Below are 26784 nucleotides of genomic sequence, written 5' to 3'. Positions count from 1 at the left end.
CTCAACCGGGGGGTATGAGAAGCGGAACCAATAATAATATTGGCACTGACATTCATCGACACACTATTGAGTTCTCAAAGAACACACGCACAAGCTTCTACCCACAACATTTCGTAGGGGCTTCAGCAGGGCAACTGTTCCAACCTAGCGCAGCCATCCCAACCGAAGCAAATTCGGAAGGAGTGAGTCTGGCTAGATGATCAATCAGGCGCTCTGCGTGACCGCGTCGCTCTGACTCGAATAAAGTTACGCACCGACGAACGCGAAGTCAAATCGCCTGGTCAGACAGGCTATTTCGGCGTATCGACGCGCTCGACCTGTCCACCCAGCGCCTGCATCTGCTCGACGAACTTCGGGTAGCCGCGGTCGATGTGGAAGACGTCGTGCACTTCGGTGACACCGTCGGCGACCAGACCGGCCAGTACGAGACCGGCGCCGGCGCGGATATCGGACGACCAGACCGGCGCGCTGGACAGGCGCGGGATTCCGCGGACCACCGCGTGATGACCATCGGTGCGGGCGTCGGCGCCGAGCCGGATCATCTCCTCGACGAAGCGGAACCGCGCCTCGAAGACGTTCTCGGTGATCATCGACGTGCCGTCGGCGATGGCGGCCAGGCCGATGGCCATCGGCTGCAGGTCGGTCGGGAACCCGGGGAACGGCAGCGTCGCGAAGTTCACCGCGCGCGGGCGCTCCGGCTGCACGACGCGGAAACCGTTGGGCTCGTAGGAGATCCGCGCGCCTGCCGAGCGCAGCTTGTCCAGCACCAGGGCCAGGTGCTTCGGGTTGACCCCGGTGACCCGGACATCGCCGGTGGTCATCGCCGCGGCGATACCCCAGGTGGCGGCGACGATGCGGTCGCCGATCACGCGGTGGGTGGTCGGCGACAGGCTCTTCACGCCCTGCACGGTGAGCACCGAGGAACCGGCGCCGTCGATCCGCGCGCCCATCTGGACCAGCATGTTGCACAGGTCGACGATGTCGGGCTCGCGTGCCGCGTTGTCGATGACCGTCTCCCCCTCGGCCAGCACCGCGGCCATCAGGATGTTCTCGGTCGCGCCGACGGACGGGAAGTCGAGGCGGATGCGTGCGCCCTGCAGCTCGTCGGCACGGGCGACGACGCAACCGTGCTCGATCTCGCTGGTCGCGCCGAGCAGGCGCAGGCCCTGCTGGTGCATGTCCAGCGGACGCGAGCCGATCGCGTCACCGCCGGGCAGCGCGACGACCGCGCGCTTACAGCGCGCCATCAGCGGACCGAGCACGCACACCGAGGCGCGGAACTGGGTCACCGCCGGGAAGTCGGCGTGGTACTTGGGCTCCGGCGGGGTGACGATCGTGCAGACCGAGCGGTCCCCGCTCTCGTCGTCGGAGATCGTCACGTCGCAGCCGAGGCCGCGCAGCACCTCGGCCATCAGCGGGACATCGAGGATGTCCGGGCAGTTGGTGATGGTGGTCGTACCCTCGGCCAGCAAAGCGGCGGCCATCAGCTTCAGCACGCTGTTCTTCGCGCCGCCGACCGCGACCTCGCCGACGAGCTGATTACCGCCGGAGACCAGAAACCGTTCGCTCACCCCGCCAGCTTATCGACCGTTGCCCGGCGACACGCCCCCCGACGCCAAACCGACCGATCCTGGCGCCACCGAGTCGCTTTCAGCGCTCGGCTCCGCCGCCCGGCTGCCACAGCACGTCGCCCTCGGGATTGGTCGCGCGGCTCAGGATGAACAGCAGGTCCGACAGGCGATTGAGGTATTTGGCAGGCAACACGCTGGTGTCGTCGGGGTGTGCCTCGACCGCGGCCCACGCCGACCGCTCGGCGCGTCGCACCACGGTGCGTGCCGTGTGCAACAGTGCGGCAATCGGCGTGCCGCCGGGCAGGATGAACGAATTCAGCGGTGCCAGACCCTCGTTGAACTCGTCACACCACTTCTCCAGCCGATCGATGTAGGGCTGGGTGATGCGCAGCGGCGGGTACTTCGGCTCGGCGACGACCGGCGTCGACAGGTCGGCGCCCGCGTCGAACAGATCGTTCTGGACCTGGCGCAGGACCGCGAGCACCTCGGGCTCCGGCGCGCCGAGCGCGACGGCCACGCCGAGCGCCGCGTTGGCCTCGTCGCAGTCGGCGTAGGCGACCAGGCGGGGATCGGTCTTGGGCACCCGGGAGAAATCGCTCAGGCCGGTGGTGCCGTCGTCACCGGTGCGGGTGTAGATCCGGGTGAGGTGGACGCTCACGGCTGGCCTCCTCGGGTGCGGCGCGCGCGGTCGGACGGGCGGGACTCCATCCAGGACAGAAAAGCCGCCATCGATCCGCGGTCGAGCGCGAGCTCGAAGCTGTTGTGCGGATCGGTGACGGCTACCACCACGATGTCCTCGCTCATGATGTCGAATTCGTCGCCCTGGGGCGCGCGGCGTTCGACGATCTCGAGGCCCTGCCGGTGCACGGTGCTGTCCGGACCGAACTTGAGGCTGGTCAATTTGAAGAAGACGAGGCGATCCTCGTCGTAGCGGATGAGACCGTGCCGCCAGCCCTGGCCGCCGCGCGCGGGCAATACCCGCAGCAGCGCGGCCGTGCCGCCCCGGCGCAGCATCACCAGCCGGTAGGTCGATGCACCTGCTACGAACACGAGCGTCAGCACCAGAATGATCAGCAGAACCATCCCGGTTTGCAATGCCGTACGCCCTTTCGCTCAGCTGGTGTCGAAGACACCCCCGTCGCCATTCAATCACGCCCGTCGCGGGCCACTTCGGCGGGATCGGAATTACCGCCGAAAACAGCACTGTCGGCGACGAACCGGAGTTCGTCGCCGACAGTGTGGTGTTCGGGGAACAGATCAGGCAGTCACGGTCGCCTCGACCGCGCGCACCTGGCCCTGCGCCACGCGCAGCTCCACCTCGGTGGCGCTCGCGTCGGCCAGCACCTTGCGTGCCGCGTCGACGTCGACCTCACCCGCGAGTTCCGCGGACTCGGCCAGCACCCGCACGGTGTCGGCGGTGACCGAGAAGAAGCCGCCGTGCACCGCGGCCACGATCCGATCGCCGTCGGTCGACACGATGGTCACCGTGCCGCCCTCGACGAGCTGACCCAGCAGCGGCTCGTGGCCCGCCATGATGCCGATCTGACCTTCGGTGGTCTGCGCGCTGACGAACGTCGCCTGGCCGGACCAGAGCTTGCGTTCGACGGCGACGAGATCAACTGTCATTTCCGCCATGGTGGACTACTTCCCGGCGATCTTCTTCGCAGCGGCCTCGACGTCGTCGAGACCACCGCAGGAGTTGAACGCCTGCTCCGGGAAGTGGTCGAACTCGCCCTTGCAGACGCGATCGAAGTCGTCGATGGTCTGCTCCAGCGGCACGACCGAGCCCGGCTGACCGGTGAACTTCTCGGCCACGATGAAGTTCTGGCCGAGGAACTTCTCCAGACGACGGGCGCGGCCGACGAGGACCTTGTCCTCTTCGGAGAGCTCGTCCATACCGAGGATGGCGATGATGTCCTGCAGCTCCTTGTACTTCTGCAGGATCCGCTTGACCTCGTTGGCCACCCGGAAGTGACGGTCGCCGACGATCGAAGCCTCGAGGATACGAGAGGTCGAGGTCAGCGGGTCGACGGCCGGGTAGATGCCCTTCTGCGAGATCGGGCGGGAGAGCTCGGTCGTCGCGTCCAGGTGGGCGAAGGTGGTCGCCGGCGCCGGGTCGGTGTAGTCGTCGGCGGGGACGTAGATCGCCTGCAGCGAGGTGATCGAGCGACCACGGGTCGAGGTGATGCGCTCCTGGAGCTCACCCATCTCGTCCGCCAGCGTCGGCTGGTAACCCACGGCGGAGGGCATACGACCCAGCAGGGTCGAGACCTCGGAGCCGGCCTGGGTGAAACGGAAGATGTTGTCGATGAAGAGCAGCACGTCCTGGTGCTGGACATCGCGGAAGTACTCCGCCATGGTCAGCGCGGACAGGGCCACGCGCATACGCGTGCCCGGCGGCTCGTCCATCTGGCCGAAGACGAGGGCGGTGTCCTGGAGGACGCCCATCTCTTCCATTTCCAGGTGGAGGTCGGTGCCCTCACGGGTACGCTCACCGACGCCCGCGAACACCGAGGTGCCGGAGAACTCGCGAGCGATACGGGTGATCATCTCCTGGATCAGAACGGTCTTGCCGACACCGGCACCACCGAACAGACCGATCTTGCCGCCCTTGACGTACGGGGTCAGCAGGTCGATGACCTTGACGCCGGTCTCCAGCATCTCGGTCTTACCCTCGAGCTGGTCGAAGCTCGGGGGCTTGCGGTGGATGCCCCACTGCTCGCCGTCGCGGCCGAGGCCGGGCGAGTCGAGGCAGTCGCCGAGGGCGTTGAACACGTGGCCCTTGACGATGTCGCCGACGGGCACCGAGATCGGCTTGCCCGAGTCGGTGACGGTGGCGCCACGGACCAGACCGTCGGTGGGCTGCATCGAGATGGTGCGCACGATGTTGTCACCGAGGTGCTGGGCGACCTCGAGGGTCAGGGTCTTGGCCACCGACGCGAGCTTGATGTCGGCGTTGAGAGCGTTGAACAGCTCGGGGATGGCGCCACGCGGGAACTCGACGTCCACGACGGGGCCGATGACACGGACGACGCGGCCGGCGGTTGCGCCCGCCTTGCTCGCGTTGTCCTGAGTGACAGCTGCGGTCATTAGATTGGTTCTCTTCCTGCGCTTCTAGTCGCGGTCCGAGCTCGACGCCAGCGCGTTCACGCCGCCGACGATTTCGCTGATTTCCTGCGTGATCTGGGCCTGACGCACCGAGTTCGCCTCGCGCTGGAGCACACTGGCCAGCTCGTTGGCGTTATCGGTCGCCGCCTTCATTGCGGTGCGCCGAGCCGCGGACTCGGATGCCGCTGCCTCGAGCAACGATGCGTAGATACGCGTGTTGACGTACTTGGGCAGCAGCGCGCCCAGCAGCACATCGGCGTCCGGCTCGAATTCGTACTGCGCCGTGACCACCGCGTTCGGCGAATCCGAGACGATGTCCTCGCCGAGCTCGAACTTCTCGTCCACGAAGCTCACCTGGATCGGCGCCAAGCGGCGCACCTCCGGGTTCTGGGTCAGCATCGAGACGAACTTGGTGTACACGATGTGCAGTTCGTCGACGCCCGCGATGGTGCCCTGGCCGTCCAGCGAGGGCACCTCGCTGTCGGAGCCGGCCATGAACGCCTCGACCAGGTGCTGGCACGCGGCCGACGCGTCGGTGTACTTCGGCTGCTGGGAGAAGCCGGTCCACGACGCCTGGAACGGACGGTTGCGGAACTTGTAGTACGTGAGGCCCTTGTTGCCCATCACGTACAGCACCGGCTCCTTGCCGTCGCCACGCAGGGTGGTCATGAGCTCCTCGGCGCGCTTGAGCACGTTCGAGTTGTAGCCACCGCACATACCGCTGTCGCTGGTGATCACCAGGACAGCGGCCCGACGAGCGTTGGGACGCTCGGTCAGCAGCGGGTGCGACAGGTTCTTCGAAGCGCTCGCGAGCTCGCCGAGGACCTTGGTGATCTCCTCGGCGTACGGCTTGGCCGCCGCGACCCTGGCCTGGGCCTTGGAAATTCGCGAGGTCGCGATCAGTTCCTGAGCCTTGGTGATCTTCTTGATCGAATTCACACCACGAATGCGGGAGCGCAATTCGCGCAAACTTGCCACTAGCGGTTCACACTCCCTTCATTCGCCAGATCGGTAATTGCCGACATCAGTCCTGCCCGGCTTACTTGTCGACGTGCTTGCGGGTGACCGACAGCGACTCGACCTCTTCGTGGTCCAGATCGCCGGCCGCGGCCTCGTTCACGACACGGCTGCCGTCGGAGGCCAGGAAGCCCTCCTTGAACTTGTCGGTCTCCGACTTGATCGCGTCGGCGGCCTCGCCGTCGAGCGGCTTGCGGCCACCCTCGAGCGCGTCGAAGGACGACTGGGTCGCGCTGTGCAGGTGCTCCAGCAGCTCGGCGGTGAAGCGACGCACGTCGCCGACCGGCACCGAGTCGTAGTAGCCGGCGTCGACCAGGTAGATCGAGACGACCTGATCCTCGACGGCGACCGGGGAGTACTGGTTCTGCTTGAGCAGCTCCACCCAGCGGGCACCGCGCTCCAGCTGCGCCAGCGAGGCGGCATCCAGGTCGGAGGCGAAGGCGGAGAACGCCTCCAGCTCGCGGTACTGCGCCATTTCCAGACGCAGCGAACCGGCGACCTTCTTCATGGCCTTGGTCTGGGCGGCGCCACCGACACGGGAGACCGAGGTACCGACGTTGATCGCCGGGCGGACGCCCTTGTTGAACAGGTCGGACTCGAGGAAGACCTGGCCGTCGGTGATGGAGATGACGTTGGTCGGGATGAACGCCGAGACGTCGTTGGCCTTGGTCTCGATGATCGGCAGACCGGTCATCGAGCCGCCGCCCATCTCGTCGGACAGCTTCGCGCAACGCTCCAGCAGACGGGAGTGCAGGTAGAAGACGTCACCGGGGTACGCCTCGCGGCCCGGCGGACGACGCAGCAGCAGCGAGATGGCGCGGTACGCCTCGGCCTGCTTGGTCAGGTCGTCGAACACGATCAGGACGTGCTTGCCCTGGTACATCCAGTGCTGGCCGATGGCCGAGCCGGTGTAGGGGGCCAGCCACTTGAAGCCGGCGGAGTCGGAGGCCGGGGCCGCGACGATGGTGGTGTACTCCATCGCGCCGTGCTCCTCGAGCGCGGTCTTGACGCCCGCGATGGTGGAGCCCTTCTGGCCGATCGCGACGTAGATGCAGCGCACCTGCTTGCTGGGGTCGCCCGACTCCCAGTTCGCCTTCTGGTTCAGGATCGCGTCGACGGCGACGGCGGTCTTGCCGGTCTTACGGTCGCCGATGATCAGCTGACGCTGGCCGCGGCCGATGGCGGTCAGCGCGTCGATCGCGGTGATACCGGTGGCCAGCGGCTCCTCGACCGGCTGACGCTCCAGCACGGTCGCGGCCTGCAGCTCCAGCACGCGGCGGTCGTCGGCCTCGATCTCGCCGAGGCCGTCGATGGCCTGGCCGAGCGGGTTGACGACGCGACCGAGGAACTTGTCACCGACGGGAACCGACAGCACGTCGCCGGTGCGGCGGACCTGCTGGCCCTCTTCCAGCGAGGCGTACTCGCCGAGGATGACGGCACCGATCTCGGTGTCCTCGAGGTTCAGCGCGACGCCCAGGACGCCGCCCGGGAACTCGAGCAGCTCGTTGGCCATCGCCGAAGGCAGACCGCTGACGTGCGCGATGCCGTCGCCGGTGTCGGTCACGAGGCCGACTTCTTCGATGGAGGTTTCCGGGGTGTAGCTCTGGGTGTAGCTCTCGATCGCGCTACGGATCTCGTCGGAGGAGATCGTCAGCTCCGCCATGTTGTTCCTGCTCTCGCTGTGGTCTCGAATGTCGGGGGTTGGAGTAGAGCTGCTGGCTAGGACAGCGCCCGGCGCAGCTTCTCCAGTCGGCCGGTGGCGCTGCCGTCGATGACGTCGTCTCCGACGCGCACGACGACGCCGCTCAGCAGCGTCGGGTCGACCTGCACGTGCACGGTGACCGCCTTGCCGTAGATCCGCTGCAGGGAAGCCGAGAGCTTCTCCTTCTGCTGATCCGACAGTTCGACCGCGGCATGCGCGTGGGCGACGATCTGGTCACGACGGGCCGCCGCCAGATCGGACAGGGCGCCGAAGGCGACGCCGATGTTGTTGGTCCGCAGTCGGGTCACCGCCTGCTCGGCCAGCGTCAGGGTGATCGGCTCGGCCTTGCCGGTCAGCAGCCGCTCGATCAGCACCCGCCGCGCCGCGGCGGGCTTGCCCTGATCGGACAGTGCCTGCTCCAGCTCCGGGTTGTCGGCGATGATGCGACCGAGCCGGAACAGCTCGTCCTCCACCGCTTCCAGCCGGCCGCCGTCGGCAGCGGACTCCAGCAGAGCCTCCTGCCCGAGCAGCACCAGGGTGTCGACCAGATCGCGGGTGCGCGACCAGTTCTGGGCCACCGCGGTGGTCAGCACTGCCTGCGTGGCAGCGCTGACCTTGCCGCCGAAGATCCGCTCACTGAGTTCAGCGCGCGCCGAACCCGGCACCGACACGTCCGCGAGCGCCACACGCAGCGAACGCTGGTCGTCCAGCACGGCGACAACGGCGAACAGTTCCGACCCCGTTGTGGCCGCAACAGTTTCGCTTCCGGTCAGAGCGGCCCGAAGCGCCTCCCGAGACCGGGAGCTGGCCTCGCGGCTCGCTGCGTACATGCTTCTCACTTTCGCGTCGTTACCTTCCGGCCCCGATGGCGGTGGTGTCGTCGAGTTCGCTGAGGAACTTGTCGATCGACGCCGCCTGCTTGGCCTCGTCCGAGACAGACTGGCCGATGATCTTCTCGGCCAGGTCGACAGCCGTGCGGCCGACCTCGGAGCGCAGCTCGGTCAGGATCTGCTGGCGCTGGGCTTCCAGCTGGGAGTGACCGGCGGCGACGATACGGTCGCTTTCGGCCTGGGCGTCCGCGCGCATCTGCGCGAGGATCTGCTGACCCTGGGTGCGCGCATCCTCGCGGATACGTGCGGCCTCGAGCCGGGCGTCGGCAAGCTGCTGCTGGTACTGCTGCAGCGTCTGCTGTGCCTCTTCCTGAGCGGCTGCGGCCCTGGCGATACCGCCTTCGATCTTGTCGGCACGCTCATCGAGTGTCTTGGTCACACGCGGGATCACGTATTTCCAGAAGAGCACGCCGATGATGGCGACGCAGACGATCGACCAGACGATGTCGTACGTTTCGGGAATGAGAGGATTCACATCCTCTCCCCCTTCGGCAGCGAGCGTGATGAGTTCGCGCATCGGAATCAGAAGATGAAGCCGGCGACGAGGCCGATCAGCGCCAGGGCCTCGGTGAACGCGATACCGAGGAACATGTTGGTCCGGATCTGGCCGGCCAGCTCGGGCTGACGGGCGAAGCCCTCGATGGCCTTACCGACGACGATACCCACGCCGATGCCGGGGCCGATCGCGGCGAGACCGTAGCCGATGGCGCCGAAGCCCTTGAAGGTGCTCTCGGTGGTCGCGGCTTCCTGGGCCAGGTAAGCGAGGCTCATGAGTCTTCTTTCCCTTTCTGTTGCTCACCCGCCGGTCGGCGTGTGTAGCAGGTTTGGCAGTACTGGTGTGGATTCAGGTCAGTGGTCGGCGGCGTGCTGCGCGAGGCTGATGTACACCGCGGTCAGCAGGGCGAAGACATACGCCTGCAGGAAGATGACCAGCAGCTCGAACAGCGTGAAGCCGATGCCTGCCAGCAGCGAGAAGGGCGTGAAGACCTTCATCCACGCGGTGGCATCGAAGAGGAAGAACCAGGTGGCGCTGAAGAACAGCACCAGCATGATGTGGCCCGCCAGCATGTTGGCCATGAGTCGGACGGTCAGCGTGAACGGCCGCAGGATGAAGGTCGAGACGAACTCGATCGGGATCAGCAGCACGTGCAGCGCGGGCGGCACATCGGGAACGACGATGCTCGACCGCATGTACTTGAAGAAGCCGTACTTGCGGATACCCACGTAGTTGAACGCGATGTAGGCGATCGCCGCCAGCACCAGCGGCATGCCGACTCGTGCATTCGACGAGATGTTCAGGAACGGAACAATGCTGGAGAAGTTCAGGAACAGAACCGTGAAGAAGATCGTCGCGATCAGCGGGAGGAACCGCTTACCGGTTTCCTTGCCGAGTACCTCGTCGGCGATCTGCTCCTTGACGAAAACCACCGCGGTTTCCATCACGTTCTGCAGGCCGCGCGGCACGATCTTCGGCGAGCGGAAAGCCAGCACGAAGACGAGCACCACAACGGCGGTCATCAGCAGCCGGATCAGCATCAGGCGGTCGAGTTCGAACGGCGTACCCTCGAACAGCACTGCTGGAGGGAAGAAGTCGGACAGCGATGGCGCGTGGAACTCGCCCGCCGCCAAAGTGATGACGCTCAGCGTTCTCTCCCGTGTTCGGGCCGCGGGTACGACGGTCATTCCCGCGGTTCGATCGGACATTGACGATCAATGGGGTCGACTCTGGTCGGCTCGAAATTCGACAGTTGCTCGTACGGTGTAACGCGTATCGGCTTCTGTTCGGGCGTCGGCGACATCGTCGACATGCTTCAACCGGGCACATTCCACCCGGATCGGCAGTAAGCATAGCGGCACCGGGCAGGATCTTGGCGATCCCCCCTGGTAACCCGAGGCATTGCCCCGAGTCATCCTGGGCAGCGCCTCCAGCTTGGGTGCTTGCTTACCAACACTTTACCAAGCTATCTACGACAGTGTGTAGCTGGGTGGGATTATTCCTGCTCGGAAGCCGTTTCGTCGTCTCCCGCGCGTGTCGTGACATACGGAACCTTCACGCTCACAACGCCGTACGTCTCGGCGCCGAGCACGATCAGCAGGGCACCGACCACGGTGAAGAACAGCGTGGGCCTGCTGTAGAAGTCGAACTGGTTGAGCACACCGACGATCACCAGCGCGATCAGCAGCTTGCCGACCCAGCTGACCAGCATGACCAGCCCCGCCGTGCTCGGCGGCAGCTTGGCGCCGAGCAGCACGGCCACCACGGTGGTGAGGATGAACCCGCCACCGATGGCCGCGCCGAGCAGCGCGCCCCACAGGCCCGGCATCCCGGCCACCGCGGTGCCGATCGCCACCGAGACGACCACGAGGACACCGAGCCCGATCAGGCCGTAGCGCAGCGCGGTGCGCAGGGGGGCGTCGGGGCCTGGCACGGGGTTCGGAGTAAAGCTCACGGCCGGTACTTTACCTTCGGCCACTTCTCAGTGGTTGGCCGACTCCACCCGGCGCATCGATGGGATCGCGGTCACTACCAGGGCGAACACCAATCCACCCGCCACCAGCAGCACCACCAGCCGCCGATCCATCAGCGAGGTACCCACCGCGCCGAAGGCGAGCACGCCGACCCACAAATAGATCAACAGCACAACGCGTCGCTGAGAATGTCCGATCTGTAGCAATCGGTGATGAAGATGCATTTTGTCCGGTGTGGAGAAACTCACCCCGGCGCGCACGCGGCGCACGATCGCCAGCAACAGATCGAGCACCGGAATGAACATCACCGCGCCCACCAACAGCAGCGGCGAGAGCAAACCCACAATGTCGCGCGGGCCGTAGCCCTGCAGCGGAATTCGGCCGGAGGCGCCGGTGGAAACCGCGGCCAGCATCAATCCGATCATCATCGAGCCGGAATCGCCCATGAAGATTCGGGCCGGCGAGAAATTGTGCGGCAGAAATCCGAGGCACGCGCCGGCCAGCGCGGCGGCCAGCAACGCGGGCGGATAGGTGTCGACCGAACCGCCCTGGTCGTAGAGCAAACCGACGGAGAACACGAAAACGGCGCCCGCGCAGATCAAGCCGAGGCCGGCGGCGAGGCCGTCCAGGCCGTCGACGAAGTTCATCGCGTTCACCAGGGTGACGGTGATGCCCACCGTCACCAGGCCGCCCTGCAGCGCGTCGAGGACGACGGTGGTGTCGTTGAACGGGTCGTAGATCACGTACCAGCTCAGGCCCATCACGGCCATCACGCCAGCGGCGGTCACCTGCCCGGCGAATTTGGTGAGCGCGTCCAGGCCCCAGCGATCGTCGACGATGCCGACCAGCACGATGATGGTCGCCGCGACCAGCACCGCCGGAATATCGGGCGCGTAATCGAAACCGCGCCGCAGTGCGGGCAATTGGTGTGCGAACAGGACCGCGGCGACCACGCCGACATACATGCCGACACCGCCCATCCGCGGAATCGGCGTCACGTGCACATCGCGCTCACGCGGAATCGCGACCGCGCCGAACGCGATGGCGAGCACCCGGATGCCGCCGGTGGCCAGGAAGGTCACCGTGGCGGAGACGAGCAGCACGAGCACCAGCTCGCGCAGGGGAACGACCGTGCTCATCGGATGCGTGCGATCACCGCTGCGCGGGGCTGCTCAGGGCATCCGGCGCCATGCCGAGGACCTCCGCGATATCGGCCACCGCCACCGCACCTTCCCGCAACACCCGCGGCTGATCCGCGGTCAGATCGACGATCGTGGAGGCCACCGCGTGCTCGGCCGGGCCACCGTCGAGATACACACTCGCCAGCGAACCCAGCTGCTCGCGTGCCTGCTCGACGGTGCTGGCCGGGGGCTGCCCCGACACATTGGCGCTCGACACGGCCAGCGGGCCGACCTCACGCAGCAGTTCCAGCGCCACCGGATGCAGCGGCATCCGCAGCATCACCGTGCCGCGGGTATCGCCCAGGTCCCAGGCCAGCGACGGCGCGGCCTGCACGACCAGGCTCAGCGCACCCGGCCAGAACGCCCGGATCAGCTCGCGCGCCTGCGGGCGCACCGAGAACACCAGTCCATCGATGGTGTGCCACGACCCGACGAGCACCGGGACGGGCATGTCGCGACCGCGGCGCTTGGCGGCCAGCAGCGAGCCGACCGCGTCGGAATCGAACGCGTCGGCCGCGAGGCCGTACAGCGTATCGGTGGGCATCACGACCAGCCGACCGGATTTCAGCGCGCTGGTGGCGGCGGTGAGGCCCGCGGCCCGAGACGCCGATTCAGCACAGTCGTAGACGGTACTCACGCTACATTCGCCTCTCCGCGATTCTGCCGGTCTTCGGGTGGGCGACAATGTTTCCGCCGCTGCCCCGGGTCTCGCCGTCATCGGGGTGCGGCAAGGTGTCGGGGTCCCACGATTCTCGCCGGTCTTCGGTGTGCGGCAAGAGTCTAGCTCCCGCGTCACCGTTCACCTGCGCGGGGACTTTCCGAGGGTCCGGCGGGTGGCTCAGCACGGGGGCGCGACCAGCGCGTTCGCGGAATGCTGAGAATGTGCTGGTACTACCGGGTCGCGGAGCGCGAGGCGGGGGCGCGACCGTATGCCGACGCGTCAGGGTTTGCTGGGCGCCGCCGCGACCACGAAGCGGGGCTTGCCAGCGAGGTCCGGATACTCGACGACGTCGACCAGACCGGCCGCTGTCAGCGCGGCCGCGACGCCCCCGCCGTTGGTGTCGTCGTGTTCGATCGCGGTGGCGCCGCCGGGACGCAGCAGGCGGGCGATGGCGGGGACCATCGCGCGGATGACGTCGAGGCCGTCCGGGCCACCGAAGAGGGCGCGGTGCGGATCGTGGTCGGCGACCTCGGGGTCCAGGACCGCGGCCTCGGGAATGTAGGGCGGGTTCGACACCACCAGGTCGACGCGGCCGGACAGGTCGGTGAGCAGCGCCGGGTCGGTGACGTCGTCGGCGTGCAGGGTGATCGGGGTGTCGCCGTCGGCGATGCGATCGTCGGCATTGCGGCGGGCCCAGGTCAGCGCGTCGGGATCGAGTTCGACGGCGTGGACCCGCGCGTCGGGGCGGGCGTGCGCGATGGCCAGGGCCAGCGCGCCCGACCCGGTGCACAGGTCGACGACGATCGGCGCGTGGTCGTGCGGCAGCGTCTCCAGCCGGGCCAGCGCCCAGGCGAACAGCAGCTCGGTCTCCGGGCGCGGCACGAAGACGCCGGGCCCGACGGCGAGGTCGATCTCGCCCATCGCGGCCGTTCCGGTCAAGTGCTGCAGCGGGATTCGCGCGGCCCGCCGGTCGACCAGCTCGGCGAAGCGGGCGGCTTCGGCGGGCTCGATCATCGGGTGCAGCGCCAGTCGCATCCGGTCGACCCCGAGCACGTGCGCGGCCAGGTTCTCCGCATCCGGCAGGGGCGAGGCCACGCCCGCCGCGGCCAGCCGCCCGGCGGCCTCGACGATCAGCGGACGCAGCCGGACCCGTTCGGTCACCGCGTGGTCCGGCATGCGCGAGCGTCCTCCGTGGTGAGGCGGGTTGCCCGAGCCGGGCGCTGAGCGCTCATGCCGGTTACTCGGCCGCCATTCGCGCGTCGCGGTCGGCCTTGCCGAGCGCGTCGAGCAGCGCGTCCATGTCACCGTCGAGGACGGCGTCGAGGTTGTGCGCCTTGAAGCCGATGCGGTGATCGGCGATCCGGTTCTCCGGGAAGTTGTAGGTGCGGATGCGCTCGGAGCGGTCCACCGTGCGGATCTGGCTGGCGCGACCGGCCGCGGCCTCCTGCTCGGCCTGTTCCTCGGCCAGCGCCTGCAAGCGGGCGGCGAGCACCTGCATCGCGCGCGCCTTGTTCTGCAGCTGCGAGCGCTCGTTCTGGCAGGTCACCACGATGCCGGAGGGCAGGTGGGTGATGCGGACCGCGGAGTCGGTGGTGTTGACGCCCTGACCGCCCTTGCCGGAGGACCGGTAGACGTCGATGCGCAGGTCGGTCTCGTCGATCTGCACCTGCTCGACCTCGTCGGGCTCGGGGTAGATCAGCACGCCCGCGGCCGAGGTGTGGATGCGGCCCTGCGATTCGGTCACCGGCACCCGCTGCACCCGGTGCACGCCGCCCTCGAACTTGAAGCGCGACCACACGCCGTCGCGGGCCGCGTCCTTGCTCTTGATCGACAGCGTCGCGTCCTTGTAGCCGCCCAGGTCGGAATAGGTGACGTCGAGCGTCTCCACCTTCCAGCCGTGCCGCTCGGCGTAGCGGATGTACATGCGGGCCAGGTCGGCGGCGAACAGCGCCGATTCCTCGCCGCCCTCGCCGGACTTCACCTCGAGCACCACGTCGTCGCCGTCGTGCGGGTCGCGCGGGGCGAGCAGATCGGCCAGCGCCTGCTCGAGCTCCACCAGCTGGGTCTCCAGGCCGGGCACCTCGGCGGCGAACGCGGCGTCGTCGGCGGCCAGCTCACGGGCGGCCTCGAGATCGTCGCGCACCGACTCGAGCTTGCGGTAGGTCGACATCACCGGCGCCAGCTCGGCGAACCGCTTACCCACCCGCCGGGCCGCGCCCGCGTCGTTGTGCAACGACGGATCGGCCAGCTGCGTCTCCAGGCCTGCGTACTCGGCCAGAATGTCGTCGATGGCGGACGGCTGCGTCACGTGTGCTTCCTTATGTGCGGTGCGGGCGGGATCGGGTCGGGCGAGAAACCACCGACGCCCGGCCTGCGAAAGCAGAACCGGGCGTCGGGTGAGGCAACTAGCTGGCGTCGGCCTTCTTGCCCGCGCGCTTGCCGTAGCGAGCCTCGAAGCGAGCGACGCGGCCGCCGGTGTCGAGGATCTTCTGCTTGCCGGTGTAGAACGGGTGGCACTGCGAGCAGACCTCGACGGTGATCTGGCCGGACTCCTTGGTGGAGCGAGTCTGGAAGGTGTTGCCGCAACCACACACGACGGTGGTGTCGACATACGTGGGGTGGATTCCTGCCTTCATGGGCGTCCTCTCGATAATGGTCGCCGGGTCGTACACCGCTGGAGCGCGGGATACGTGAACCGGAACCGACTAGGCGGGATGTCTGCGAACTCGCAGACACACAGCGATCCAGTATGCCAGACCTGGCCGCACCCTCCGAAAACACCCCCGGCCCCCGGTTTGTTCCTGGCCGGGAAACGCAGCGGGGGCCCCGCCGAAGCGGGGCCCCCGTCGCGTCACTCGTCGAGCGCGCCCGGTGCGGTCTTGGAGACCGTCATCAGGAACTCGAGGTTGTTCTTGGACTTGCGCAGCCGATCCATCAGCAGATCGATCGCCTGGTGCGAATCCAGGCCCGAGAGCACCCGGCGCAGCTTGTGCACCACGGCCATCTCGTCGGGCGACATCAGCAGCTCGTCGTGGCGGGTGCTGGACGGGTTGATGTCCACCGCCGGGAACACGCGCCGCTCGGCGATCTTGCGATCGAGCTTGAGCTCGGCGTTGCCGGTGCCCTTGAACTCCTCGAAGATCACCGTGTCACCGGTGGAGCCGGTCTCGACCATCGCCGTGGCGATGATGGTGAGCGAGCCACCGTTCTCGATGTTGCGCGCCGCGCCGAGGAACCGCTTGGGCGGGTACAGCGCGGTCGAGTCGACACCACCGGAGAGGATGCGGCCCGAGGCGGGCGAGGAGTTGTTGTACGCACGGCCCAATCGGGTGATCGAGTCGAGCAGCACCACAACGTCTTTGCCCATCTCCACCAGGCGCTTGGCCCGCTCGATGGCGAGCTCGGCGACCGAGGTGTGGTCGGCCGGCGGCCGGTCGAAGGTGGAGGCGATGACCTCACCCTTCACCGAACGCTGCATGTCGGTGACCTCTTCGGGCCGCTCGTCGACCAGCACGACCATGAGGTAGCACTCGGGGTTGTTGACCGAGATCGCGTTGGCGATGTCCTGCATGATCGTGGTCTTACCCGCCTTGGGCGGGGACACGATCAGCGCGCGCTGGCCCTTGCCGATCGGCATGATCAGGTCGATCACACGCGTGGTCAGCTTGTTCTGGGTGGTCTCCAGGCGCAGCCGCTGATTCGGGTACAGCGGGGTGAGCTTCTGGAAGTCGGGACGGCGCTTGGCCGCCTCCACCTCGCCGCCGTTGACGGTGTCCAGGCGGACCAGCGGGTCGAACTTCTGGCGCTGGTTGCTCTGCTCGCCGTCACGCGGGGCGCGCACCGCGCCGGTGATCGCGTCACCGCGGCGCAGGCCGTTCTTGCGCACGAGGTTCATCGAGACGTACACGTCGTTCGGGCCGGCCAGGTAGCCGGAGGTCCGCACGAACGCGTAGTTGTCGAGGACGTCCAGGATGCCGGCGACCGGCTGCAGGACGTCGTCCTCGCGGATCTCGAAATCGCGGGCCTCGCCGCCGCCACCACCGGTGCCACCGTCGCGGTCACGACCACGACGACGCTCACGGAACCGGCGACCCCGGCGGCCGCGGCCGCCTTCCTCGTCGTCGCCACCGCGGTCGTCGCGGGGACCGCGATTACCGGCGTTGCCGTTCTGGTTCTGGTTGCGCTCGTTCTGGTTGCGCTCACCACGGTCGCCACCGGCGCGTTCGCCCCGGTCGCCGCCGTTGCGCTCGCCACGCTCACGCCTGCGCTCGCCCTGCTCGCCGCCCTCGGCCTTGTCGGCCTGCTTGGTCTCCTCGGCACGGTTCTCGGCCTGGGCGTTCTCGCCACCGCCGGAACGGGCCTGGTCACGGCCACGACGCTGCCTGCCACGGCCACGCTGACCGCCCTCGCGACCGGAATCCTCGGTCGACTCGGCGGTCTTGGACTCGGCCGTCCCCTGCTCGGCCGGGGCCTGCTCGGTCACGACGGCGGCGGCCTGCTTCTCGGCGGGCTCGGCCTTGTCGGCCTTGGCCGGCTTGTCGGCCTTCGCGGGCGCCTCGGTCTTGGGCGCTTCGGCCTTGGCGGGCGCCTCGCTCTTGGCGGCGGGCGCGTCGGCCGTCACGGCGGCGGCCTCGGCGGGCTTACCCGCCTTCGCAGGCGCTCCGGCCTGATTCTCCTTGATAGCGGCGATGAGATCGCCCTTGCGCATACCGGAGGTGCCTCGGATACCGAGCTCCCCCGCCAATGCGCGCAACTGCGGCAACAGCATTCCAGTCAGCCCCGATCGTGCGACGTCGGTGTGTTCGCTCATTTTCGAAATCTGTCCGGATTCACTTTCGCGGCCGCCCGAGTTCGTAGGGTTGGATTCCACCCCGGGTGTCGCGAGCAGGTCCGTATCTGTCACGGAAATCCTTTCCTTCCCTCGAATGCCGTGTGCTGAATCGAGGGTTCGTTCCGTAGACCCGGCACCCTGTGCCGAGCTCGGATTATGCGTCCGACCGGACGCCTGTGCCGTACTACCCGCCCCGCCGGACCGGAGGCTTCGCCACCAGAAGACAGTGGTGAGGAGAGATCATTCCAGTTGAGCGGCTTCTCGGCGTCGCAGCACCTCCATGGTGTGGAGGCTCGAGCCTGGAGCCTGCTGGAGCGATTGCCCTGATGAAGCACCGGCGTCTGATGCGCACGATGTACGGACTTGCACAGAATAGCTGCCAATTGCGAACAACGGCAAGGCAGGCACGCCGTCAGTCGATCACGACGCCGTCGGCAATGCCCGGTTCGACCACCCGCAGGCCGTCTGATTCCGCCTGTTTGCGCAGGTCAGCGGGGAAATCGTCGGTCGCGAGCGCCAAGATCGTCGGGCCTGCGCCGGAAACGGTGGCCGGAATACCCGCGGCCCGCAGCCGCTCGATCCAGGCCGTGGACAGCGGTAGCGCGGGAGCACGCTGGGTCTGATGCAGCCGGTCCGCGGTGGCGGGCATCAGCAGATCGGGGCGCTCGGTGAGCGCGACGACGGCCAGCGCCGCCCGGCTCACATTGAACGCGGCGTCGCCGTGCGGCACCTGCTCGGGCAGCAGCCCGCGGGTGTGCGCGGTGGACGAGCGTTCCTGCGGGATCAGCACCACCGGGCGCAGCGTCGCGGCCGGGGTCAGCCGCACGGCCCGGTAGGCGCGATTCTGCTCGGCATCGGATTCGGTCCACGACACGACGATTCCGCCGAGCACGCTGGCGGCGGCGTTGTCGGGATGACCCTCGAACTCCGAGGCCAGCTGCACCAGCTGATCGGCGCCGAGGCGCAGGTCCGGATCGAACTTGGCCGCCAGCCCGGCGCCGGCGGCCAGGCCGCCGACCACGGCCGAGGCGCTGGAGCCGAGGCCGCGCGAGTGCGGAATCACGTTGCGGCACACCACGTCGAGACCGTCGGCCCAGACGCCGAGCGATTCCAGCCCGCGCTCGATCGCCCGCACCACCAGATGCGTTGGGCCCCACGGCACGTCGTCGGCGCCCTCACCCTCGACCCGGATCTCGAGACCCGATTCGGTGGTTCGCACCACGATCTCGTCGTAGAGGCCCAATGCCATTCCCAGGCAATCGAATCCGGGACCGAGGTTGGCCGTGGACGCGGGAACGCGCACCGTCACCTCGAGACCGGCGGGCAGGGTGGCCGTCATCAGCCTGCTCTCGCGTGCGCTCAACTCAGGCCAGCTCGAGTTCGTGGGCGATCGCCACCGGATCGACAGCGACCGGCTTGACCTCGGGCATACCCGCCAACGCGTTGTCGGGGTCCTTCAGACCATTACCGGTCACCGTGCAGACCACCGTCAAACCCGAATCCAGCCAACCCTCCGCACGAGCGGCCAGCAGACCCGCCACACTCGCCGCCGACGCCGGCTCGACGAACACACCCTCGGTCGCCGCGACCAGGCGGTACGCGGCCAGGATCTCCTCGTCGGTGGCCGCGCGGAACGCGCCACCGGACTGCTCCTTGGCCTCCATCGCCCCGTTCCACGACGCCGGAGCACCGATCCGGATGGCGGTGGCCACGGTCTCCGGGTCCTTCACCGGCGCGCCGTTGACCAGCGGCGCCGCACCCGCGGCCTGCACACCCAGCATCCGCGGCAGCACCGAGGTCACACCATCGGCGTGGTACTCCCGGTACCCACGCCAGTAAGCGGTGATATTGCCCGCGTTACCCACCGGCAGCACATGCACATCCGGCGCCTTGCCCAGCACATCGCAGATCTCGAACGACGCGGTCTTCTGGCCCTCGATCCGCGCCGGGTTCACCGAGTTCACCAGACCGACCTCGGGGAAATCCGAGGTGACCTTGCGGGCCAGCTCGAGACAGTCGTCGAAATTGCCCTCGACCTGGATGATCTTCGCACCGAGCATCACGGCCTGGGCCAGCTTGCCCATCGCGATCTTGCCCTGCGGGATCAGCACCGCGCACTCCATGCCGGCGCGAGTCGCGTAGGCGGCGGCCGAGGCCGAGGTGTTGCCCGTCGACGCGCACAGCACGGCCTTCTGACCGCGGTACTTCGCGTCGGTCATCGCCATCGTCATACCGCGGTCCTTGAACGAACCGGTCGGATTGGCACCCTCGACCTTGAGGTACACCTCGCACCCGGTCAGCTCGGACAGGTGCGTCGCGGGGACCAGCGGGGTCCCGCCCTCGAACAGGGTGACCGGCTCCCAATCGGCCGCACCGGCCAGCCGGTCGCGGTAGGCCGCGATCAGACCCGGCCAGCGCGAGTGCACGCCGAGCTGGGGGGCGATGCCAGTGGTGCTCATGATTCTTCGGTGCCTTCCAGTCTGAGAACGCTGGTCACGGAGGTGACGGAGTCCATGTCCGCCAATGCCGCGACAGTATCGGCCAGCGAGGACTCCACCGCATGGTGGGTGACGACCACGAGCCGGGCGCCGTCGCCGTGACCCTGCTGACGCACGGTGGAGATGCTCACCCCGTGCTTGGCGAAGGTGTCGGCCACCGCGGCGAGCACGCCGGGACGGTCCGCCACCTGCAGGTTCACGTGGTAGCGGGTGGGGGTGTCCCCGATCGGCGCGATCGGCAGCTCAGCATAGACCGACTCGCCGGGAGCGCGGCCACCGTAGAACTTGTTGCGCGCGGCCATCACCAGGTCGCCGAGCACGGCCGAGGCGGTCGGCGCGCCACCGGCGCCCTGACCGTAGAACATCAGCCTACCGGCGTTGTCGGCCTCGACGACGACGGCGTTGAACGCACCGCTGACCGAGGCCAGCGGGTGCTTGCGCGGGATGAGCGCCGGGTACACGCGCACCGAGACGCGGTCCTTGCCGCCCTCGGCGGAGGTGGGCTCGCCCGGACCGGCCGCGACCCGCTCGCAGATGGCGAGCAGCTTCACGGTGCAGCCGACGGCCGAGGCGGTCTCCAGGTCCTCGGCGGTGATCTTGGAGATGCCCTCGCGGTACACATCGGCCGCGGTCACGCGGGTGTGGAAGGCCAGCGAGGCCAGGATGGCGGCCTTGGCGGCGGCGTCGAAGCCCTCGACATCGGCGGTGGGGTCGGCCTCGGCGTAGCCCAGGTCGGTGGCCTCGGCGAGCACGTCGTCGTAGGCGGCGCCGGTCTCGTCCATCGCGGAGAGGATGAAGTTGGTGGTGCCGTTGACGATGCCGACCACGCGGTTCACCCGGTCACCCGACAGCGACTGGATCAGCGGCCGGACCACCGGGATCGCGCCGGCGACGGCGGCCTCGAAGTACAGGTCGGCGCGGCTGCGCTCGGCGGCCGCGGCCAGCTCACCGGTGTAGTCGGCCAGCAGCGCCTTGTTGGCGGTGACGACGGACTTGCCCCCGCTCAGGGCGGCGCCGATCAGCGCGCGGGCCGGATCGATCCCGCCCATGACCTCGACCACCAGGTCGACGTCGTCGCGGGCGACCAGCGCCTCGGCGTCGGTGGTGAGCAGTTCGGCGGGCAGACCGCGGTCCTTGCCCAGGTCGCGCACGGCGACGCCGCGCAGCACCAGCGGCGCCCCGACCCGCGAGCGCAGATCCTCGGCGTGGTCGCGCAGCACGCGGACGACCTCGGTACCCACGGTGCCCATGCCGAGCACGGCGACACCCAGCGGGCGCCCCGATTCCTTGGTCCCGTTGTTCACCACGGTCATCCTTCCACCTCCAGGCTGAGCAGGTCCGCCACCGTTTCCCGGCGCAGAATCAGTCGCGCCACACCGTCACGCACCGCGACCACGGCGGGCCGGGTGAGCTGGTTGTAGCGGCTCGACATCGAATAGCAGTACGCGCCGGTCGCCGCGACGGCAACCAGGTCACCGGGGCCCGCGTCGGCGGGCATCCAGGTGTCACGAATGACGATATCGCCACTCTCGCAATGCTTTCCGACCACGCGCGCGACGACGGCGTGCGCGTCCGACGAGCGCGAGACCAGACGGCAATCGTAATCGGCCTGGTACAGCGCGGGACGGATATTGTCGCTCATGCCGCCGTCGACGCTGACGTAGCGGCGGCGCGCGCCGCCGTCGAGCTCGACGTCCTTGATGGTGCCGACCTCGTACAGCGTGACGGTACCCGGGCCCGCGATGGCGCGACCCGGCTCGACGGCGATGGTCGGCTCGGGCAGCCCGGCGCGGGCGGCCTCGGCGGCGACCAGGCCGCGCAGGTTGGCGGCGAACTCGTCCAGCGGCGGCGGGTTGTCGCTCGGCAGGTACGAGATACCGAGGCCGCCGCCCAGATCCAGGGTGGAGATCTGCGCGGTGCGCTCGATACCGAACTTGTCGATGGCCTCACGGAGCAGGCCGAGCATCCGGCGCGCGGCGATCTCGAAGCCGTCGAGCTCGAAGATCTGCGAGCCGATGTGGCTGTGCAGGCCGACCAGGCGCAGGTTGTCGGCCTCGAAGACCCGGGCCAGCGCCTCCATGGCGTCGCCACCGGCGATCGAGAAGCCGAACTTCTGGTCCTCGTGCGCGGTGGAGATGTACTCGTGGGTGTGCGCCTCGACGCCGACGGTGACCCGGACCAGCACGTCCTGGACCACGCCCGCCGCACCGGCGACCGCCTCGAGCCGCTCGATCTCGTAGAGCGAGTCGACGACCACGTGGCCGACGCCCGCGGCGACCGCGGTCTCCAGCTCGGGCACCGACTTGTTGTTGCCGTGCAGCGCGATGCGCTCGGCCGGGAAACCGGCGTGCAGCGCGATGGCCAGCTCGCCGCCGGAGCAGACGTCCAGCGACAGGCCCTCGTCGCGGATCCAGCGCGCGATCTCACCGCACAGGAACGCCTTGGAGGCGTAGTGCACGCGGGCGTTGGGCCCGAACGCGCGCACCATGTCGCGGCAGCGGGAGCGGAAGTCGTCCTCGTCGACGACGAACAGCGGGGTGCCGTACTGCTGGGCCAGCTCGGTGACCGGCACGCCGGCGACGCGGACGACGCCGTCCTCGCCCCTGGTGGCGTTGCGCGGCCACACGTTGGCGGGGAGGTCGATCATCTCGCTGGGATCGGTCGGGCGCTCGGCCAGGCTCGGGGCGTGCGGGATCTCTGCGTGCCGGGGACCGGCCGGGTGTGCACTCATGACTGCACCTCGCTGGCGCTCGGCTCCGTCACGAGCGCACAGTGCGCAGGGCTGTTGGTTCGTTCGCTGCGCTCTCTCACGCGGGGTGCGTCCTTCCTGAAAAGCTTGCCGGTGGTCACATGCGCTCCGGTGCGCTGACGCCGAGCAGGGCCAGACCGTTGGCCAGCACCTGACGGGTGGCCTTGACCAGTTCGAGCCGGGCGGCATTGAGGGGGGTGACGGCGTCGTCGCCCTTGGGCAGCACGCGCATGTCGTCGTCGGACTGGAACGGGTGATAGACCCCGGCCAGTTCCTCGAGGTAGCGGGCGACGCGGTGCGGTTCGCGGGTCTCCGCGGCGGTGGCGACCACGCGCGGGAAATCACCGAGGGTGCGGATCAGATCGCCCTCGCGCGCCGAGGTCATCAGCGCGAAATCCGGTGCGATGGTGGCGAACTCGGGGAACTTCGCGGCGTTGCCGAGAATGCTGCTGGTCCGCGAGTGCGCGTACTGCACGTAGTAGACCGGGTTCTCGCTGCTGGCCTTGGTCCACAGGTCGAGGTCGATGTCGATGCTCGAGTTCACCGAGGAGCGCACCAGCGAGTAGCGGGCGGCGTCGACGCCGATCTGCTCGACCAGGTCGTTGAGCGTCACCACGGTGCCCGCCCGCTTGCTCATCTTCACGGCCTGGCCGTCCCTGACCAGGTTCACCATCTGCCCGATCAGCACCTCGACGGTGTCGGGGTTGTCGCCGAACGCGGCCGCGGCGGCCTTCAACCGGCCGATGTAGCCGTGGTGGTCGGCGCCGAGCATGTAGATGGCCAGGTCGAAGCCACGCGCGCGCTTGTTCTGGAAGTAGGCGATGTCACCGGCGATGTAGGCGGCGTTGCCGTCGCTCTTGAGGACGACGCGGTCCTTGTCGTCGCCGTACTCGGTGGACGCGATCCACCAGGCGCCGTCCTTCTCGTACAGGTTGCCCGAGTTCTTGAGCTGCTCGACGGCGGACTCGACGGCCCCGGAGGCGAACAGCTCGCTCTCGTTGAAGTACACGTCGAAGTCGGTGCCGAAGTCGTGCAGATCCTGCTTGATCTGGGCGAACATCTGCTGCACGCCCTCGCGCCGGAACAGCTCGTGCCGCTCGTCGGCGGGCAGGGTGAGCGCCTCGGGGTGCGCGGCGACGATGCTCGCGCTGATCTCGGAGATGTATTCGCCCGCGTACCCGTCCTCGGGGGTCGGCTCGCCGAGCGCGGCCGCGACCAGCGACTTCGCGAAGCGGTCGATCTGCGCGCCGTGGTCGTTGAAGTAGTACTCCCTGGTCACGTCGGCGCCCTCGGCCGCCAGGATGCGGCCCAGCGCGTCACCGACCGAGGCCCAGCGGGTGCCACCGAGGTGCACGGGACCGGTGGGGTTGGCGGAGACGAACTCGAGGTTGATCTTGGTGCCGGACAGCGCGGAGCCGGTACCGAACTTCGCGCCTGCGGCCAGGATCTGCGCGACGATCGCGCCCTGCGCCGAGGCGGCGAGGCGGATGTTCAGGAAGCCGGGACCTGCGACGTCGGCCACATCGATGCCGTCGGTCGCCGAGAGCGCCTCGGCCAGCCAGCCCGCGAGTTCGCGCGGATTGGTTCCCACCCGCTTGGCCACCTGCATCGCCACATTCGTGGCATAGTCGCCGTGTTCGGGGTTGCGCGGACGCTCCACTGTGACCTGCTCGGGCAGGACCGACGAGTCCAGTCCGCGTTCGACAAGCACCTTCGCGGCGGTGGTGCGAAGGAGATCTGCAAGGTCAGCTGGAGTCACGAGTCTCTATCCTATTGGCTGGGCGCCTCGCAACCACGACCGCCCGGTACGAACGTCCCGATCCACACGTCGAAAGAGCACAACGAGCGATGCCGAGCAGGACCAGCGCCACATCAGCCAAGGCCGTCCGGGCCGCGGGGAAGTCGTCTCCGTCCCGCAAACCCGGCAAGGGCAACCTTCCGCACAAGAAGCGCGACGTGCCATGGGCCCTGCTGGGCGCCGGTGTCGCGATCGTCGCGCTGATCGGTCTGCTGGCCTACAGCCTGGTGCCCAAGTACCTCGACCAGGCCGCGATCCGGGAAGCCCAGACCGATCTCAAGGAATGGGTGCCCACCAAGGAGAACCAGGACCCGTCGGCGAAGATCAGCGGCGTCGTCAAGCAGGAGTACCCGGCCGGTCTGCACGTGACCGCCGCCCAGCGCGTCGCCTATGACAAGGCGCCCGCCTACGGCGGCCCGCACGACGGCGCGTGGGCCAACTGCACCGGCACCGTCTACGCCAAGCCGATCCGGATGGAGAACGCGGTCCACTCGCTCGAGCACGGCGCGGTCTGGATCGCCTACAACCCGGACAAGGTCGACGCGGCGGGCGTGGAGAAGCTGTCGAACTTCGTCAAGGGCCGGCAGTACTCGCTGATGTCGCCGTACCCCGGCCTCGACGCGCCGATCTCGCTGCAGTCGTGGGGCCACCAGCTCAAGCTCGACTCCGCCGACGACGCGCGGATCAAGCAGTTCATCTCCGCGCTGCGCGAGAACCCGTACGCCTACCCCGAGGTCGGCGCGAGCTGCTCGAACCCGATCTTCGACGCCAACAACCCGCCGCCGTTCGATCCGGCGCCGTACGGCCCCGAGGCCGTGCCGATGGACGGCAAGGGCCTGACCCAGGATCAGTCCGAGCTGGGCGCGGGCGCCGGCCTGCCCGGCGGCGCCGGTCTGCCGGGTCTGCCCGAGGGCTTCCCGATGCCGGGCACCCAGCCCGCGGGCCAGTAGTGGGTACCGACAGCGCGGTCGACCCCGACGACACCGCCGCCGAGCCGGGCGACACCGCGACGGGCGCGCGCCGCCCGGCCGGGGCGATCCTCGTGCTCGGCGCGATCGGCCTGCTGCTGCTGGGCGCCGTGGCGGGCGTGCTGTTGCGGATGCCGCTGAACGAGGCCGATACTCCGGCGCCGGGCCCTGTCGACGTGGGGTTCAGCCAGGACATGTCGGCCCATCACGCGCAGGCCGTCGACATGGCGGGCGCGGCGCTGATCGGCTCGACCGACAACGACGTGCGCAGGCTCGCCTACGACATCCTCACCACCCAGCAGAACCAGATCGGCCGCATGCAGGGCTGGCTGCAGCTGTGGGGCCAGCCGAACCAGAACGTGGACGGCTACATGGGCTGGATGACCGGGCACGGCGCGGGCGCGCACGGCCACGGCGGCGCGACCGCCACCGAGCACGCGATGTCGGGCCCGATGACGTCGATGCCCGGCATGGCAAGCCAGGAGGAGATGACCACGCTGCGGCAGTCCACCGGCGCCGCCATGGACACCCTGTTCCTGCAGCTCATGCTGCGCCACCACCAGGGCGGTGTGCCGATGCTCGACTACGCCGCCGAGCACGCCGACACCACCGAGGTGCGCACCCTGGCGGCCCAGATGTCGAAGACCCAGGCGGGCGAGTCCCAGCTGATGGAGAGCATGCTGGCCGCCCGCGGCGCCAGCCCGCTCCCGCTGAGCTGACCCGGGTGCCGGACCGGGTCAACCGCCCGGTCCGGCACCGTTTTTGGCGCACCGCACTCGATGCGATACGCTGTCGCTGCCCGATCGCCTCACCGCGACCGGCATCTATCCCGCCCTCGTAGCTCAGGGGATAGAGCGTCTGCCTCCGGAGCAGAAGGCCGCAGGTTCGAATCCTGCCGAGGGCACACGAGAAAGGCCCCCGACCCACGCGGTCGGGGGCCTTTCTGGTCTGCGGCAGTCGGGCGGGTATCCGCTCGCTCGGCCCGTCGGCGACTGCGGTGGCACCGCTGAGCAATCCCCGCGGAGCCGGTCGACGTCGCCGTAGCGAAACGACCCGGCCGAGGGCACACACCCCTCGTCGTCCGGTCGGCACTCCGCAACGGTCCGAACCCATCGTGGCCACATCTCACCGAAATCGAGCATCGAGCCCGAACACACCCCTAATTCCTTTCGTATGGAATAAGTCGGGGTCGGGATCGGCCGCGGACGAGGCCGGCGCGCTGGCACACTCCCGTCACACGCCAGGGACCCACCTTCGGCGGTTCGATGAGAAGCGAGGGGACGATGTCGAACCCGCAGGAACCTCCACACAATCAACCGCACGGCCAGTTTTCACAGGGAC

Annotated in this window: 25 protein-coding genes and 1 tRNA gene; 3 read left to right on the top strand and 23 right to left on the bottom strand. The window is 68.4% G+C overall.

The window, feature by feature from the left end; translation table 11 throughout:
- Window positions 1-290: 290 nt before the first annotated feature.
- The 23 genes from murA to argS form a co-directional block, all read right to left on the bottom strand.
- Window positions 291-1571 carry a UDP-N-acetylglucosamine 1-carboxyvinyltransferase gene (gene murA / locus ACFVW6_RS24585; RefSeq protein WP_378830074.1) on the bottom strand — a complete coding sequence of 427 codons (1281 nt, stop codon included), beginning with the start codon at window positions 1569-1571 and terminating at the stop codon, window positions 291-293.
- Window positions 1572-1650: 79 nt separating this feature from the next.
- Entirely contained in the window at window positions 1651-2229 is a 579-nt protein-coding gene (locus ACFVW6_RS24580; RefSeq protein ID WP_355284671.1) for a cob(I)yrinic acid a,c-diamide adenosyltransferase, read from the bottom strand.
- Window positions 2226-2654, bottom strand: a complete 429-nt coding sequence (locus tag ACFVW6_RS24575; protein WP_355284668.1) for a DUF2550 domain-containing protein — start codon at window positions 2652-2654, stop codon at window positions 2226-2228. Before ACFVW6_RS24575 ends, ACFVW6_RS24580 begins: the two co-directional genes overlap by 4 nt.
- A gap of 174 nt (window positions 2655-2828) precedes the next feature.
- Window positions 2829-3206: a F0F1 ATP synthase subunit epsilon gene (locus ACFVW6_RS24570; RefSeq protein ID WP_218721182.1), complete on the bottom strand. Its 378-nt coding sequence runs from the start codon at window positions 3204-3206 to the stop codon at window positions 2829-2831.
- Between the two features lie 6 nt (window positions 3207-3212).
- Window positions 3213-4661, bottom strand: a complete 1449-nt coding sequence (gene atpD / locus ACFVW6_RS24565; protein WP_355284665.1) for a F0F1 ATP synthase subunit beta — start codon at window positions 4659-4661, stop codon at window positions 3213-3215.
- Window positions 4662-4685: 24 nt separating this feature from the next.
- Window positions 4686-5657: a F0F1 ATP synthase subunit gamma gene (locus ACFVW6_RS24560; protein WP_355284662.1), complete on the bottom strand. Its 972-nt coding sequence runs from the start codon at window positions 5655-5657 to the stop codon at window positions 4686-4688.
- A gap of 61 nt (window positions 5658-5718) precedes the next feature.
- Complete coding sequence (atpA, locus tag ACFVW6_RS24555; protein ID WP_110041744.1) at window positions 5719-7359, bottom strand: F0F1 ATP synthase subunit alpha; 1641 nt, start codon at window positions 7357-7359, stop codon at window positions 5719-5721.
- 56 nt (window positions 7360-7415) lie between these two features.
- Window positions 7416-8228 (bottom strand): F0F1 ATP synthase subunit delta, encoded by an 813-nt coding sequence (locus ACFVW6_RS24550; RefSeq protein WP_355284659.1) that lies wholly within the window; start codon window positions 8226-8228, stop codon window positions 7416-7418.
- A gap of 19 nt (window positions 8229-8247) precedes the next feature.
- Window positions 8248-8805, bottom strand: coding sequence for a F0F1 ATP synthase subunit B (locus tag ACFVW6_RS24545; protein ID WP_355284656.1), 558 nt, complete (start codon window positions 8803-8805; stop codon window positions 8248-8250).
- 5 nt (window positions 8806-8810) lie between these two features.
- Window positions 8811-9059, bottom strand: coding sequence for an ATP synthase F0 subunit C (locus ACFVW6_RS24540; protein ID WP_019045404.1), 249 nt, complete (start codon window positions 9057-9059; stop codon window positions 8811-8813).
- Between the two features lie 78 nt (window positions 9060-9137).
- Window positions 9138-9971: a F0F1 ATP synthase subunit A gene (gene atpB / locus ACFVW6_RS24535; RefSeq protein ID WP_218721212.1), complete on the bottom strand. Its 834-nt coding sequence runs from the start codon at window positions 9969-9971 to the stop codon at window positions 9138-9140.
- Between the two features lie 308 nt (window positions 9972-10279).
- On the bottom strand, window positions 10280-10738 hold the full coding sequence (locus ACFVW6_RS24530; protein WP_355284651.1) for a hypothetical protein: 459 nt from the start codon (window positions 10736-10738) through the stop codon (window positions 10280-10282).
- 27 nt (window positions 10739-10765) lie between these two features.
- Complete coding sequence (locus ACFVW6_RS24525; protein WP_355284649.1) at window positions 10766-11896, bottom strand: MraY family glycosyltransferase; 1131 nt, start codon at window positions 11894-11896, stop codon at window positions 10766-10768.
- Between the two features lie 13 nt (window positions 11897-11909).
- On the bottom strand, window positions 11910-12575 hold the full coding sequence (locus ACFVW6_RS24520) for an L-threonylcarbamoyladenylate synthase (protein ID WP_378830071.1): 666 nt from the start codon (window positions 12573-12575) through the stop codon (window positions 11910-11912).
- Between the two features lie 303 nt (window positions 12576-12878).
- The gene (gene prmC / locus ACFVW6_RS24515; protein WP_378830069.1) at window positions 12879-13775 is read right to left on the bottom strand and encodes a peptide chain release factor N(5)-glutamine methyltransferase; all 897 of its coding nucleotides are present in this window, start codon (window positions 13773-13775) and stop codon (window positions 12879-12881) included.
- A 61-nt stretch (window positions 13776-13836) separates the two neighbouring features.
- On the bottom strand, window positions 13837-14907 hold the full coding sequence (gene prfA / locus ACFVW6_RS24510; RefSeq protein ID WP_357349486.1) for a peptide chain release factor 1: 1071 nt from the start codon (window positions 14905-14907) through the stop codon (window positions 13837-13839).
- Between the two features lie 97 nt (window positions 14908-15004).
- Window positions 15005-15235, bottom strand: coding sequence for a 50S ribosomal protein L31 (gene rpmE, locus ACFVW6_RS24505; RefSeq protein ID WP_022567395.1), 231 nt, complete (start codon window positions 15233-15235; stop codon window positions 15005-15007).
- A gap of 215 nt (window positions 15236-15450) precedes the next feature.
- Window positions 15451-17502 (bottom strand): transcription termination factor Rho, encoded by a 2052-nt coding sequence (gene rho, locus ACFVW6_RS24500; protein WP_357349488.1) that lies wholly within the window; start codon window positions 17500-17502, stop codon window positions 15451-15453.
- A 340-nt stretch (window positions 17503-17842) separates the two neighbouring features.
- Window positions 17843-18769, bottom strand: a complete 927-nt coding sequence (gene thrB, locus ACFVW6_RS24495) for a homoserine kinase (RefSeq protein ID WP_365011341.1) — start codon at window positions 18767-18769, stop codon at window positions 17843-17845.
- A gap of 25 nt (window positions 18770-18794) precedes the next feature.
- A complete protein-coding gene (gene thrC / locus ACFVW6_RS24490) occupies window positions 18795-19889 on the bottom strand; it encodes a threonine synthase (RefSeq protein WP_365011104.1) in 1095 nt (364 codons plus the stop codon).
- Window positions 19886-21241 (bottom strand): homoserine dehydrogenase, encoded by a 1356-nt coding sequence (locus ACFVW6_RS24485; protein WP_378830067.1) that lies wholly within the window; start codon window positions 21239-21241, stop codon window positions 19886-19888. The genes thrC and ACFVW6_RS24485 overlap by 4 nt, the downstream gene beginning before the upstream one ends.
- A complete protein-coding gene (lysA, locus tag ACFVW6_RS24480; RefSeq protein WP_355284627.1) occupies window positions 21238-22659 on the bottom strand; it encodes a diaminopimelate decarboxylase in 1422 nt (473 codons plus the stop codon). Before lysA ends, ACFVW6_RS24485 begins: the two co-directional genes overlap by 4 nt.
- A gap of 115 nt (window positions 22660-22774) precedes the next feature.
- Complete coding sequence (gene argS, locus ACFVW6_RS24475) at window positions 22775-24436, bottom strand: arginine--tRNA ligase (RefSeq protein WP_378830066.1); 1662 nt, start codon at window positions 24434-24436, stop codon at window positions 22775-22777.
- Window positions 24437-24525: 89 nt separating this feature from the next.
- On the opposite strand from argS, the gene ACFVW6_RS24470 reads away from it, so the two are divergent.
- The 3 genes from ACFVW6_RS24470 to ACFVW6_RS24460 all read left to right on the top strand — a co-directional run bounded on the left by ACFVW6_RS24470 (window position 24526) and on the right by ACFVW6_RS24460 (window position 26347).
- Window positions 24526-25425 carry a DUF3105 domain-containing protein gene (locus ACFVW6_RS24470; RefSeq protein WP_357349496.1) on the top strand — a complete coding sequence of 300 codons (900 nt, stop codon included), beginning with the start codon at window positions 24526-24528 and terminating at the stop codon, window positions 25423-25425.
- Complete coding sequence (locus tag ACFVW6_RS24465) at window positions 25425-26162, top strand: DUF305 domain-containing protein (protein ID WP_355284618.1); 738 nt, start codon at window positions 25425-25427, stop codon at window positions 26160-26162. The genes ACFVW6_RS24470 and ACFVW6_RS24465 overlap by 1 nt, the downstream gene beginning before the upstream one ends.
- Window positions 26163-26274: 112 nt before the next feature.
- Window positions 26275-26347, top strand: a tRNA-Arg gene (locus ACFVW6_RS24460).
- Window positions 26348-26784 lie beyond the last annotated feature (437 nt).

Source organism: Nocardia sp. NPDC058244 (genome assembly GCF_042882065.1).
Classification (GTDB): domain Bacteria; phylum Actinomycetota; class Actinomycetes; order Mycobacteriales; family Mycobacteriaceae; genus Nocardia.
The sequence above is the reverse complement of the archived record's forward strand: the minus strand, read 5'-3'. Positions and strand labels throughout refer to the sequence as shown.